Annotated in this window: 13 protein-coding genes; 3 read left to right on the top strand and 10 right to left on the bottom strand. The window is 40.1% G+C overall.

Features of this window, described 5'->3' with window-relative positions; all coding sequences use genetic code 11:
- Positions 1-52: 52 nt before the first annotated feature.
- The 7 genes from panF to menB all read right to left on the bottom strand — a co-directional run bounded on the left by panF (position 53) and on the right by menB (position 6531).
- Complete coding sequence (gene panF, locus KP710_RS05950; RefSeq protein ID WP_111407684.1) at positions 53-1507, bottom strand: sodium/pantothenate symporter; 1455 nt, start codon at positions 1505-1507, stop codon at positions 53-55.
- Positions 1504-1761 (bottom strand): YhdT family protein, encoded by a 258-nt coding sequence (locus KP710_RS05945; RefSeq protein WP_005634512.1) that lies wholly within the window; start codon positions 1759-1761, stop codon positions 1504-1506. Before KP710_RS05945 ends, panF begins: the two co-directional genes overlap by 4 nt.
- A 204-nt stretch (positions 1762-1965) precedes the next feature.
- Complete coding sequence (gene accC / locus KP710_RS05940) at positions 1966-3312, bottom strand: acetyl-CoA carboxylase biotin carboxylase subunit (protein ID WP_111407683.1); 1347 nt, start codon at positions 3310-3312, stop codon at positions 1966-1968.
- Between the two features lie 176 nt (positions 3313-3488).
- Positions 3489-3956 carry an acetyl-CoA carboxylase biotin carboxyl carrier protein gene (accB, locus tag KP710_RS05935; protein ID WP_111407682.1) on the bottom strand — a complete coding sequence of 156 codons (468 nt, stop codon included), beginning with the start codon at positions 3954-3956 and terminating at the stop codon, positions 3489-3491.
- Positions 3957-4109: 153 nt separating this feature from the next.
- Positions 4110-4559 (bottom strand): type II 3-dehydroquinate dehydratase, encoded by a 450-nt coding sequence (aroQ, locus tag KP710_RS05930; RefSeq protein ID WP_005639157.1) that lies wholly within the window; start codon positions 4557-4559, stop codon positions 4110-4112.
- Positions 4560-4615: 56 nt separating this feature from the next.
- Positions 4616-5605 (bottom strand): o-succinylbenzoate synthase, encoded by a 990-nt coding sequence (gene menC, locus KP710_RS05925; RefSeq protein ID WP_165818748.1) that lies wholly within the window; start codon positions 5603-5605, stop codon positions 4616-4618.
- Positions 5606-5673: 68 nt separating this feature from the next.
- The gene (gene menB, locus KP710_RS05920; RefSeq protein ID WP_005626704.1) at positions 5674-6531 is read right to left on the bottom strand and encodes a 1,4-dihydroxy-2-naphthoyl-CoA synthase; all 858 of its coding nucleotides are present in this window, start codon (positions 6529-6531) and stop codon (positions 5674-5676) included.
- A 145-nt stretch (positions 6532-6676) separates the two neighbouring features.
- On the opposite strand from menB, the gene KP710_RS05915 reads away from it, so the two are divergent.
- Positions 6677-7243 carry a DUF5358 domain-containing protein gene (locus tag KP710_RS05915; protein ID WP_046949870.1) on the top strand — a complete coding sequence of 189 codons (567 nt, stop codon included), beginning with the start codon at positions 6677-6679 and terminating at the stop codon, positions 7241-7243.
- 48 nt (positions 7244-7291) lie between these two features.
- Positions 7292-8050, top strand: a complete 759-nt coding sequence (udp, locus tag KP710_RS05910; protein ID WP_111407680.1) for a uridine phosphorylase — start codon at positions 7292-7294, stop codon at positions 8048-8050.
- Positions 8051-8091: 41 nt separating this feature from the next.
- On the opposite strand, the gene guaA is transcribed toward udp, so the two are convergent.
- The 3 genes from guaA to guaB all read right to left on the bottom strand — a co-directional run bounded on the left by guaA (position 8092) and on the right by guaB (position 11554).
- Positions 8092-9651, bottom strand: a complete 1560-nt coding sequence (gene guaA, locus KP710_RS05905) for a glutamine-hydrolyzing GMP synthase (RefSeq protein ID WP_111407679.1) — start codon at positions 9649-9651, stop codon at positions 8092-8094.
- 23 nt (positions 9652-9674) lie between these two features.
- Positions 9675-9992: a hypothetical protein gene (locus tag KP710_RS05900; protein ID WP_111407678.1), complete on the bottom strand. Its 318-nt coding sequence runs from the start codon at positions 9990-9992 to the stop codon at positions 9675-9677.
- A 95-nt stretch (positions 9993-10087) separates the two neighbouring features.
- A complete protein-coding gene (guaB, locus tag KP710_RS05895) occupies positions 10088-11554 on the bottom strand; it encodes an IMP dehydrogenase (protein ID WP_111407677.1) in 1467 nt (488 codons plus the stop codon).
- A gap of 129 nt (positions 11555-11683) precedes the next feature.
- Here guaB and birA point away from each other — a divergent pair, with 129 nt between their 5' ends.
- Positions 11684-12592 (top strand): bifunctional biotin--[acetyl-CoA-carboxylase] ligase/biotin operon repressor BirA, encoded by a 909-nt coding sequence (gene birA, locus KP710_RS05890; RefSeq protein WP_165818747.1) that lies wholly within the window; start codon positions 11684-11686, stop codon positions 12590-12592.
- The last annotated feature ends 309 nt before the right edge of the window (positions 12593-12901 follow it).

The raw sequence follows: 12901 nt of genomic DNA, 5'->3' as shown, positions 1-12901 counted from the left end.
AAATATCACCTTCCTCTCATTTAGAAGAAGGTGACAGCATATTGATTGACGCTTAAAGTACGGTAACTTTTAATTGAGTTTTTTCAATACGGCGTTCGCCCAATTTATTACCCACTAAAAAGGCAATCAATCCAAATACTAATGACGGTACGATTTGATGGAAGTTAAATAATTTTATGCCAAGTTGAGTGAGCAAGATATAACTTCCCAAGCCGATAATCATTGAACTTAACGCACCATAAGCATTTGCTTTATCCCAGTAAATACCCAGCACAATCACCCATAAAAATGCGGCTTCCAGTCCGCCAAAAGCAAATAGATTTAACCAAATAATCATATCTGGTGGATTGAGGGCGGCAAAGATTAAAAGTGCGGTCAAAATCAGCGTGATAATAGATGAAAAATAACTCACTTTTTTCTCATTTTTTGCCGCTTCAGGTTTCGTAGAAAGGTATAAATCTTTTACAAAAATAGAAGAAGATTGAATAAGTTGCGCATCAATTGTGGACATAATTGCTGACATCGGTGCGGCTAAGAAAATACCGGCAATAATAGGCGGTAATACTTTGAGCATTAAAGTTGGAATCACTTGATCCGATACCGTTAAATTTGGAATAACTGCACGACCAAGTGCACCGGCTAAGTGCATACCGAACATAATGATGGAAAGAACAATTGTTCCTATCAGCATCCCTCTATGTAAGGCTTTGCTATCTTTAAATGCCATGCATCGAACAGCAGTATGTGGAAGACCGACGACCCCGAAACAGACGAGCACCCAGAAGGAAGCCATAAATTGAAAATCTAACATTCCATTTGGCCCGTAAGGCGTGACTAACGCAGGATCGATTTCTGTTAATTTATTAACCGCACTTTCTACCCCTCCGAGCGCATAAATGGTTCCTACAAGGAGAATAATAGTACCTAAAATCATGACAGTACCTTGAATGGTGTCCGTGAGTACGACAGCACGGAATCCCCCGATAAATGTATAGATACCTACCGTTAAAGCAAATAAGAGCAATGCTTGAGTATAAGAAATACCGATAGTAGTTTCTAATAAACGCGCACCGCCAATAAATTGCACGGTCATGGCCGCAAAAAATGCGAGAAGAAGGGCAAGGCTTGATAGCCAGACTAAATATTTGTTTTTATAACGATAAAGGAAAAGATCGTTAATCGTTAACGCATTGGTTTCTCTTGATAATAGTGCGAATTTTTTACCTAATGCGCCTAATGCAAGCCACACTGCAGGGACTTGAATCATCGCAAGTAATACCCAGCCTAATCCGTATTTATAAGCTGCACCAGGCCCTCCGACAAAAGAACTTGCACTGGCATAAGTTGACGCGGTTGTCATGGCGAGCACAAAACCCGTCATCGAGCGGTTACCTACATAATATTCCGTTAGAAAATCGCCTTTTGTACGTTTTACATAAGCGAAAATCGCAGCACCAAATATAAATGCAAGATAAATAATTAAAGGGAGAATAATACCTAAATTCATTTTTGATTCTCCTCATCCTTGATTTCAAGAGAGATATCTTGATAAATAATTTTGATAATCCAATGGCCAATTACAATAAACAGAATAGGCAAATAAATACAAGAGAGTTCGAACCAGAGGGGGAAACCAATCGGCCCTTGAGTTTCTTTAGGCAAATAAGCACATAAGCACCAACCTATCACATATAAAATAGATAGACCTAATGCCCAACTAGCTTCCTTGGCCGCTTGTTGGTAACGTTGTTTTAATGTCATGTTTCTTCCTTAAAATTTTTATAAGTGAAAGTATATTTTTGAATGGTATAAGGGGCATATATTTTATACGCCCCTTATGTTTGCTAATCTTACAACTTTTTTGAATAATTCAAAATGTTTTGCTGATTCTAGTATTTATTATCATTAAATAAGTTTTAGGGATATGCGAAAATGGCTAACGCCTGTTAGCCATTTAAATTTTAATTATTCATGCATACCTAATTTTTTCTCCAAATAGTGGATGTTTGTTCCACCTTTTTGGAAATTTTCATCTTCAAGAATTAATTCATGAAGTGGGATGTTGGTTTTGATACCATCAATAATCGTTTCAGATAATGCATTTTGCATACGACGGATTGCAACTTCTCGTGTATCACCATAAGTGATAAGTTTTGCGATCATAGAGTCGTAATGTGGAGGCACCGTATAGCCGCCATAAACATGAGAATCCCAACGAACGCCCAACCCGCCAGGTGAATGTAAGTGATTTACTTTGCCCGGAGACGGTAAGAATGTTTTTGGATCTTCTGCATTAATGCGGCATTCCATTGCATGGCCTTTAACTTTGATGTCTTCTTGTTTAAAGGAAATCGGCAAGCCAGCTGCGATGCGTAATTGCTCTTTCACTAAATCTACGCCTGTAATCATTTCAGTTACTGGATGTTCTACTTGGATACGAGTATTCATTTCAATGAAATAGAATTCGTCATTTTCATATAAGAATTCAAACGTACCAGCTCCGCGATAGCCGATTTCTACGCAAGCTTTTGCACAGCGTGAGCCGATATCGCGACGAACTTCTTCAGTGATACCAGGAGCTGGTGCTTCTTCCACAACTTTTTGGTGACGACGCTGCATTGAGCAGTCACGCTCAGCCAAATAAACTGCGTTACCATGAGTATCTGCTAATACTTGAATTTCTACATGACGTGGATTTTCTAAGTATTTTTCCATATAGACCATATCATTATTGAATGCTGCTTTCGCTTCTGCTTTGGTCATCGCGATAGATTCTTCTAATGTGTCTTCGCTACGTACAACACGCATTCCTCGGCCGCCACCACCGCCTGATGCTTTGATGATGATTGGATAGCCAATACGTTTGGCGATTTCTTTATTTTTAGCAATATCATTACCTACAGGGCCATCCGAACCCGGTACACAAGGCACGCCTGCTTTTTTCATTGCTTTAATAGCTGAAACTTTATCGCCCATTAAACGGATGACATCTGCTGTTGGGCCGATGAAAGTGAAACCTGAACGTTCAACTTGTTCAGCAAAATCAGCATTTTCAGATAAGAAACCGTATCCTGGATGAATTGCATCTGCGCCTGTTACTTCGGCGGCAGCAATAATAGCTGGAATATTTAAATAACTTTTTGCGGAAGGCGCTGGACCGATACAAACGGTTTCATCAGCGAGTAAAACGTGTTTTAAATCACGATCTGCGGTGGAGTGAACCGCCACAGTTTTAATACCTAATTCTTTACAAGCACGTAAAATGCGTAGTGCAATTTCACCGCGGTTAGCAATCACAACTTTTTCTAACATAAAAGAGTCCGTTTAGTCAGATAGACGTGAATTTTTATGTAGGTTTTTGACATATTGTTCTCCCTATAAAATTAGGTGTGAACAGATTTCAATTTATATCGCCTACGATAAATTCGCTCTAATTGTTTGTATATGAAATAGGCGGACTAAAGTCCGCCCGACGAAAATATTGGAAATTATTCAATAACGATTAATGGTTCGTCGAATTCAACAGCGTCACCGTCGTGGATAAGAATTGCTTTTACTACGCCAGCTTTATCCGCCTCAATACGGTTCATCATTTTCATTGCTTCAACGATACAAAGCGCGTCGCCAACTTTCACAGATTGACCCACTTCAACAAATGCTTTTGCTTCTGGGCTTGGACTGCGATAGAACGTTCCTACCATTGGTGAACGTACAAGATGGCCTGATAATTCATCAGATGCAGCTGGTGCTGGAGTCGCAGCTGCGGGCGTTTGAGCTGGCGCAGCAGCTGGAGTTGGTGCTACTACTGGTGCCGCAGCGTATTGAACTGCTGCTGGAGCAACTGCTGGCGCTGCACGGCTAATACGTACTGTACCTTCTTCTTCTTGCACTTCTAATTCAGTAATGCCAGATTCTTCTACTAATTCGATTAATTTTTTGATTTTACGAATGTCCATACGTTCTTCCTAAAAAAGATTGAAATTTTAACCGCACTTTTAAATGAAAAATTGCGGTTATGAATAAACTTATTTTTATGTTGTAAAGATTACCTTAAATTTTGCAAATTTGCGATAAAATTCTGTGAATTTCGCCAAAAATGCTCGATTTTCTTATTTTTTAGCAAGGTAATCGATAGCAAATAAAAAGGCAAACTCGTAACCTTTTGCGCCCAAACCGCAAATAACGCCTTCAGCCACATCGCTAAAATAAGAATGATGACGAAATGGTTCACGTTTATGCACGTTGGATAAATGAATCTCCACAAAAGGAATTGAAACAGCTAAAAGTGCATCGCGCAATGCCACACTGGTATGGGTGTAAGCAGCAGGATTGATTAAAATAAAATCGACTTGTTGAAAACTTTCGTGGATCTTATTAATTAATTTTTCTTCACTATTGGTTTGAAAACATTCCACTTTTACATTGTGCTGAGTGGCTAATGTTTGTATTTTCTCTTCAATTGATGCAAGAGAAATACTGCCATAATGCTTTGGCTCGCGAGCCCCCAACATATTTAAGTTCGGGCCATTTAACAGCAAAATTCTGTGTGTTTGCGACATTTTTAATCCTTTTTGTGTAGCGCATTATACTGGTTTTTCGATTTTTGGTGGTCGAATCAGATAATTTTAGTGATAAATTCAGATTCTAAATCCACAATAGGTAAATCAGAACCAGGCCAAGCGCGTAGTACTTGATATTCCATCAAATCTAAAGTGTCTAAGCCTGGAGTTACATTCGGGGTGTATTGTTGTGCAATTCGCGCGAGCTGAGAGAGCCCTAAACTACTTTCGATACTTGAACTAATAACCGCTTTTAGACCTAGCGAATGTGCTTGGTTAATGAGTTCAGCACAACGTTGAATTGAACCAATTAAAGTGGGTTTGATTACGACAGCCGATAAGTGTGGTTCTTTTTCCAGGCAAAAATTAGGCTCTCGCAGGGATTCATCCCATGCAATTGCAATATCGGTTTGCGATGCAAATTCACGACTGAGTGCTTGTGTTTTACAAGGTTCTTCTAAAAATTGAATACGTTTTCTATGCTGCGGTTTGACTTTAGTGGCAAATTGTAACGCTTTTTCTAACGACCAATGGCGGTTTGCATCTAGTCGTAATTGTAAATCAGGAATGGCCTCTAAAAACATATCGGCAATTAATCCATCGCGATTGGCTTCGTATATGCCCACTTTCATTTTTGCCACTTTTTCGCCTTCCATGCTCGCAAGTTTAGCGTACAGTTCATCTGGATCGCCATAACAAAGTGGTGCCGTATGATAATTGCCTTCAGCTTGTAAATAACCTTTCATTTCATCCATTGCGCAACTGATACCAAAAGCAACGGAGGGATAGGTGCCATCTAATGGTACGCGAGGTGCGTCACAGCTTGCATTGCACCATGTCGTTAGCCATTCAATTGCTTGTTCTTGAGCTTGGTCTAAGGTTTCTTCGCTAAAACCAGGTAGCGGGGCGATTTCTCCCCAACCGTCTCGGCTGCAACTCACTCTTACGATTAAGCCTTCACGGCGTTTTAAAAAACGATCACGCAGGATAAGTTGGCTATCAACGGGGATGGAATAACGGTAAAGATTAAATGATTTTTCAGCCATGTTTGCTCCCAATACAAAAGTGCGGTCAAAATTCACGAAGATTTTTAACCGCACTTTAGAACGATAAATTAAGGGTTACGTCTGAATTTGCTGAAGTCTGGGGCGCGTTTTTCGTTAAACGCATTGCGACCTTCTTGACCTTCTTCAGTCATGTAGAACAACATTGTCGCGTTACCCGCTAATTCTTGAAGACCAGCTTGGCCGTCACAATCCGCATTTAATGCCGCTTTCAAACAACGAATCGCGATCGGGCTATTGCGTAACATTTCACGACACCAACGTACGGTTTCTTTTTCAAGATCAGCATAAGGCACAACAGTATTGACTAAGCCCATGTCTAATGCTTCTTGTGCATTATATTGACGGCATAAGAACCAAATTTCACGCGCTTTTTTTTGACCCACTAAACGAGCCATATAGCTTGCGCCCCAACCGCCATCGAATGAACCAACTTTTGGTCCAGTTTGCCCGAAAATAGCATTTTCAGCAGCAATCGTTAAGTCACAAAGCATATGTAATACATGGCCGCCACCAATTGCATAACCTGCCACCATTGCCACGACTGGTTTTGGACAAGAACGAATATCGCGTTGGAAATCTAATACATTTAAGTGATGTACGCCACTGTCATCTTTGTAACCGCCGTAATCGCCACGCACTTTTTGGTCACCACCAGAACAGAATGCTTTTTCGCCTTCACCGGTTAGTACAATGACACCAATGTTTTCATCAAAACGTGCATCAGAAAATGCAGTGATCATTTCTTTCACTGTTTGTGGGCGGAACGCATTGCGAACCTCTGGGCGGTTAATCGTGATTTTAGCAATACCATCAGTGGATTTATGATAACGAATGTCGTTATAGCCTTCGCTGTGATCGACCCATTCAACAGGCGCATATAACACATCATCTTTTGGATTTTGCATGAGAATTCCTTTTAATTAACGTAAAAAAGTGCGGTCATTATAGCGGAAGTTTTTCGGATCAGGAAAACTAAATTCATTTGCTGCTTTATCTGTTGTGAAGATATTGCTAGAATTTTGCGCATTCTCACTTTTATAAGGATCAAATGTGAAATTAATTGCAACCTTAGGTATGGCAGCATTGCTGTCTGGCTGCTCAATGTTTGGTAGCTCACAATCCGCAATCCCCGGTGAATTTGCGGGTGCGGATTACCAACTTTCCGATCAAGATGCAAAACAATGGGCGATTGCAAGTAAGCAAGCAGAACAATGCGTTTACCCAAATTTAACTCGGATTTTGCAACAGCATTTTTCTAAAGAAGATAGCTATATTCATTCACAATATGTCTTTTTCTACCCATTGGAAAAAATTATTGGCGAGCAATATGTGAAGATTATTCAAGGTGATGAAAAGTCGATGAATTATGCAAGCTATCAGTTTAAAAAATTCCGTACCGAAGTGGGTAATGTTGAACCTTTAACTGAACAGGCGTGTTTAAAATTACGTAATGAAGCGCGCGATGATTTGGCTGTCGTGAAAGGTCAATATAAAAATGGCATGGTGGAAGTGCAGAAAAATGAAGATGGCACACCGAAAAATCCTGATGGTATCGCGACGAATGAAAATAAATTCTTCTTTGATATTATCAAATGGGGTTCAATGCTATTGCTTTAATTTTTTTTGCATGTAAACATACAATATAAAAATAATAAGGAGGCGACTATGTCAGATGTATTCCATCTTAATCTTACAAAATCTCAACTTAAAGGCTCAACACTCGCTATTGTTCCCGGCGATCCTGCGCGTAGTGAGCGTATTGCTAAACAACTTGATAATCCAGAGTTTCTTGCTAGCACGCGTGAATTTACTTCATGGTTAGGTTATCTTAATGGACAACCTGTTGTTGTATGCTCTACCGGTATTGGCGGGCCATCAACCTCAATTTGTGTGGAAGAACTGGCTCAACTTGGCATTCGCACTTTCTTACGTATTGGTACAACGGGGGCAATTCAACCACATATTAATGTGGGTGATGTTCTTATTACAACGGCTTCTGTTCGCTTAGATGGTGCAAGCCGCCATTTTGCACCGTTAGAATATCCGGCTGTGTCAAACTTTGAATGTACAACTGCACTTTATAATGCAGCGAAAGCAAAAGGGATTGAACCTTATGTAGGTGTGACTGCATCATCCGATACATTCTATCCAGGTCAAGAACGTTATGATACCTATAGTGGTAAAGTATATCGTGATTACCAAGGACTACTTAAACAGTGGCAAGATTTGAATGTTATGAACTATGAAATGGAATCGTCAACATTGTTTACCATGTGTAGCGCATTGGGGTTACGAGCAGGAATGGTTGCAGGCGTGATTGTAAACCGCACTCAACAAGAAATTCCAAATGAAGCGACAATGAAAGAGACTGAAGAGAAAGCCGTTTCAGTGGTAATAGATGCAGCGAAAATATTGTTAAATTAAAAAATAACGCCTTGTTTTACAAGGCGTTATTTATTCTGGTTCTATTCCCACTCGATCGTTGCGGGTGGTTTTCCGCTAATGTCGTACACGACGCGAGAAATGCCGTTCACTTCGTTGATGATACGGTTAGACACTTTGCCTAATAAATCATAAGGCAAATGAGCCCAATGTGCGGTCATAAAATCGATTGTTTCTACTGCGCGTAGGGAAATAACCCAGTCGTATTTACGGCCATCGCCCATTACGCCAACAGATTTCACAGGTAAGAATACGCTGAAGGCTTGACTGGTTTTTTCATACCAACCGCTATTGCGTAATTCTTCGATAAAGATTGCATCCGCACGGCGTAATAAATCGCAGTATTCTTTTTTCACCTCGCCTAATACACGCACGCCTAAACCTGGGCCAGGGAATGGGTGGCGGTTGATCATTTCCGCAGGTAAGCCTAATGCTAAACCGATTTTACGCACTTCGTCTTTGAATAATTCACGTAGCGGTTCAACCAAGCCAAGTTTCATATAGTCCGGTAAGCCACCTACGTTGTGGTGTGATTTAATCACATGCGCTTTACCGGTTTTGCTTGCTGCAGATTCGATGACATCAGGGTAGATCGTACCTTGTGCCAACCATTTCACGTTGGTGAGTTTTTTCGATTCATCATCGAATACATCCACGAATACTTTACCGATAATTTTACGTTTTGCCTCAGGATCCGATACGCCTGCAAGTTCACCTAAGAAACGGCTTTCCGCATCAACACGGGTAATGTTTAAGCCGAATTTATCGCCAAACATTTCCATTACTTGGTCGCCTTCGTGTAAGCGGAGCAAGCCGTTATCCACGAATACGCAGTGTAATTTTTTACCGATAGCGCGGTGTAAAAGTAATGCAACCACAGAAGAGTCCACACCACCAGATAAACCTAAAATCACTTCATCATCGCCCACTTGCTCTTTAATGCGAGCAACGGCATCTTCGATAATGTTTTCTGCAGTCCATTTGGTTTCGCAACCACAAATGTTCACCACGAAATTCATCAATAATTCCAAACCTTTTTTGGTATGGGTTACTTCAGGGTGGAATTGTACACCGTAGAAACGACGGCTTTCATCAGACATCGCGGCAATTGGGCAGGTTGGAGTCGTACCGGTAACTTGGAAGTTTTCAGGTAAACGCGTGACTTTATCGCCATGGCTCATCCATACATCTAATTTGCTATCGCCATCATTTAGATGAGCAAAAAGTGCGGTCGGATTATCCATTAAAACAGAAGCATAGCCGAATTCACGATGCTCAGAGGTCTTAGTTAAACCACCAAGTTGCATTGCCATGGTTTGCATGCCGTAGCAAATACCCAATACAGGCACGCTGGCATTAAATACATATTCAGGTGCACGCGGGCTGTTTTCTTCAGTGGTACTTTCTGGACCACCTGACAAAATGATACCCGTTGGGGCAAATTCACGAATTTGTTGTTCGGTTACATCCCACGCCCAAAGTTCGCAGTACACACCGATTTCACGTACGCGACGTGCAATCAGTTGAGTATATTGTGAACCGAAGTCGAGGATCAGGATTTTGTGATTGTGGATATTTGTCATAAAAATCTCTATTAATTAAAAAATTATTTTTTAGTTTCCTGGCATGGTGCTGTTTCAAGAGCTTGTAAGCCTTCTTTTTTATAAATTGCAAATGAACTTTGACGACAATCAGAACCGAAAAGTCCAGCAAATTGTTTTGTTGGTTTACCTTGGGCAAGTAAATACAAATTACCTTTTTCATCAGTATGTTGTTTTTTTATAATCCAATTATTTTTTTGTAAGGCTTTAAGAACACTTTCTTGTGATTGACCTTCATACATATCTGGCACACCACTTGAAGACCAGTCATTTGCACAAGCAGATAAGAAGAAACTCACAGAAAGAATGATCAATTTTTTCATATTGTATATTCCTTATAACTAGATAAAGATTAAAATCTCTTAAAAATCAACCGCACTTTTAACAACAAAAGGTGGACTAAAGCCCACCTTGCGGATTAGCCCATACGGTAGTTTGGTGCTTCTTTAGTAATCGTTACATCGTGAACGTGGCTTTCTTTAATACCCGCACCACTGATGCGAACGAATTCTGCTTTTGTGCGTAATTCTTCGATGGTTGCGCAGCCAGTTAAGCCCATGCAAGAACGTAAGCCACCCATTTGTTGATGGATGATTTCTTTTAAATAACCTTTGTATGGAATACGACCTTCGATACCTTCTGGTACGAGTTTATCTGCCGCGTTATCTGATTGGAAGTAACGGTCTGATGAACCTTTCGCCATGGCACCTAATGAACCCATACCACGGTAAGATTTAAATGCACGACCTTGATAAAGTTCGATTTCGCCTGGTGCTTCTTCAGTACCCGCAAACATAGAGCCAACCATTACACAGCTTGCACCCGCAGCGATGGCTTTTGCAATATCGCCAGAGAAACGGATACCACCGTCAGCAATTACAGGAATACCACGATCTTTTAATGCTGCTGCTGCATCTGCGATAGCGGTAATTTGTGGAACACCTACACCGGTTACGATACGAGTTGTACAAATTGAACCAGGGCCGATACCTACTTTCACCGCACTTGCCCCTGCATCGGCTAATGCGATTGCGCCTTCAGCAGTTGCCACGTTACCTGCCACGATTGGAAGATTAGGGTATTTCGCGCGGGTTTCACGCACGCGTTGTAATACGCCTTCTGAATGACCGTGAGATGAGTCGATTAACAGTACATCTACGCCAGCTTTCACTAAAGCATCAATACGTTCTTCGTTGCCTGGGCCTGCTCCTACAGCGGCACCCACGCGTAAACGACCGAATTCATCTTTGCATGCATTTGGTTTTTGTTCTGCTTTTTGGAAGTCTTTAACGGTAATCATGCCTTTAAGTTTGAAACTATCATTAACCACTAATACTTTTTCAACTCGGTGTTGATGCATTAATTCCAAAATTTCTTCGCGACTCGCCCCTTCTTTTACTGTCACCAAGTCTTCTTTTTTCGTCATTACTTGTGAAACAGTTTTTCTCAAATCCTTTACGAAACGGGTGTCGCGTCCAGTAATGATACCGATTAGGTTATTTTCACTATCTACAACAGGGTAGCCCGCGAAGCCGTTTTTCTTCACTAGTTCTGATAATTCTGCAAGGGATAAATCAGGTGAAACGGTGACAGGTTCAGACACGATACCACTTTCGAATTTTTTTACTTTACGAACACGGTCCGCTTGGCGTTCAATGGTCATATTTTTATGAATAAAGCCGATGCCACCTTCTTGTGCTAAAGAGATTGCAAGTTTGGTTTCGGTCACAGTATCCATTGCTGCTGAAAGCATAGGAATATTCAAAGTAATTTCTTTAGTGAGTTTGGTTGAAAGATTGGCTGTATTTGGAAGCACAGTTGAATGTGCCGGGACGAGTAGAACATCGTCAAAAGTAAGGGCTTCTTGTTTAATGTGTAATGACATTGCAATATTCTCGCTAAGTTGAAGTTAAAAAATATTGCGGCGGGATTATACAGATTTTACTAGATTTTGAAAACGAAATTTTTGGATTTGTGCTATGATTTTCGCTCCGTTTGCTACAAGGAATAAATGATGAATTTCGCTTTATTGACATATTTATCTGATTGTCAGCCGAAAGTGCGGTTTGAATTGGAAAAGTTTTCTCCAGATATTGAAGAGGACATTAAACAATTACGTGAGCTAGGCTTGGAAATTGTCGTTGATGGCCAAAATTATTGCTTAGTGCCTAGCCTTCCTTTATTAAATCCTAAGCAAATTTCAACCGCACTTTTTCCTTATAGTATCCATTATCAGCCGATTATTTCCTCTACAAATGAATGGATACTACAAAATATTCCTTCCTTAAAAAAAGGTGATCTTTGTGTGGCTGAATATCAAACTGCAGGACGCGGTCGGCGTGGTCGTCAATGGTTATCGCCTTTTGCCGGGCAAATCATGTTTAGTTTTTATTGGGCATTTGATCCTAAAAGATCAATTGAGGGGTTAAGTTTAGTCATCGGTTTGGCGATTGTCGAGGTGCTAAATGTGCAAGTGAAATGGCCAAATGACATTTTGTTTGATGGAAGAAAGTTAGGTGGTATTTTAGTTGAAATTGCTAGCCATAAAAATGGTATGCTCAATTTAGTGATTGGCGTAGGTATTAATGTGTTGTTGCCAAAACAAACGGAAATTACTCAGCCTTACGCGGAACTATGTGAAATTGATCCTGATGTAGAGCGACAAACCTTATTACCAAAACTCATACAAAATTTATATGCACGTTTAAATATCTTTGAGAAAAATGGTATTAATGCTGAATTCCAACAAACATGGCAATCATATAATGCGTTTTCAAATAGTGGAGTAAATGTGCTGACTGAACAAGGTATTATTTCAGGTATTGAACAAGGCATAGATGAACGCGGTTATTTAAAAGTATTATGTGGCAATAAAATTCAGATGTTTAATGGTGGTGAAGTTTCATTGCGTAAGAAATTATAGCGATAAAAATTTGAGCATTCTAACCGCACTTTTTGATGAAATGTTTATATTTCCATCAAAAGATCATTTTTTTAAATATTTTTACAAAAAAGTACTTGCAAGGGTTTTTAAAATCCCTATAATGCACCGCACACAACGACGCACTGTTGTGAAGTCTTTAAGTTTCCAAGTGCGTCGTTGTTTTTTGCTCTTTAACAATATATCAGACAATCTGTGTGGGCACTTGTTGATTGACTTGTTTTAAAATATTTTAATTTTGAAGTCTTAATAGGTGCTTAACTGAAAATTCATAATTACTTTTTTAAGTAG

The organism is Haemophilus sp. SZY H35 (assembly GCF_018829705.1).
GTDB lineage: Bacteria > Pseudomonadota > Gammaproteobacteria > Enterobacterales > Pasteurellaceae > Haemophilus > Haemophilus haemolyticus_K.
The sequence above is the reverse complement of the archived record's forward strand: the minus strand, read 5'-3'. Positions and strand labels throughout refer to the sequence as shown.

What these genes read in the sequence shown, in the direction of transcription:
- panF (WP_111407684.1), bottom strand. Translation starts at nt 1,507, where the DNA reads ATGAATTTAGGTATTATTCTCCCTTTAATTATTTATCTTGCATTTATA.
- KP710_RS05945 (WP_005634512.1), bottom strand. Translation starts at nt 1,761, where the DNA reads ATGACATTAAAACAACGTTACCAACAAGCGGCCAAGGAAGCTAGTTGG.
- accC (WP_111407683.1), bottom strand. Translation starts at nt 3,312, where the DNA reads ATGTTAGAAAAAGTTGTGATTGCTAACCGCGGTGAAATTGCACTACGC.
- accB (WP_111407682.1), bottom strand. Translation starts at nt 3,956, where the DNA reads ATGGACATTCGTAAAATCAAAAAATTAATCGAATTAGTAGAAGAATCT.
- aroQ (WP_005639157.1), bottom strand. Translation starts at nt 4,559, where the DNA reads ATGTCGCAAACACACAGAATTTTGCTGTTAAATGGCCCGAACTTAAAT.
- menC (WP_165818748.1), bottom strand. Translation starts at nt 5,605, where the DNA reads ATGGCTGAAAAATCATTTAATCTTTACCGTTATTCCATCCCCGTTGAT.
- menB (WP_005626704.1), bottom strand. Translation starts at nt 6,531, where the DNA reads ATGCAAAATCCAAAAGATGATGTGTTATATGCGCCTGTTGAATGGGTC.
- udp (WP_111407680.1), top strand. Translation starts at nt 7,292, where the DNA reads ATGTCAGATGTATTCCATCTTAATCTTACAAAATCTCAACTTAAAGGC.
- guaA (WP_111407679.1), bottom strand. Translation starts at nt 9,651, where the DNA reads ATGACAAATATCCACAATCACAAAATCCTGATCCTCGACTTCGGTTCA.
- KP710_RS05900 (WP_111407678.1), bottom strand. Translation starts at nt 9,992, where the DNA reads ATGAAAAAATTGATCATTCTTTCTGTGAGTTTCTTCTTATCTGCTTGT.
- guaB (WP_111407677.1), bottom strand. Translation starts at nt 11,554, where the DNA reads ATGTCATTACACATTAAACAAGAAGCCCTTACTTTTGACGATGTTCTA.
- birA (WP_165818747.1), top strand. Translation starts at nt 11,684, where the DNA reads ATGAATTTCGCTTTATTGACATATTTATCTGATTGTCAGCCGAAAGTG.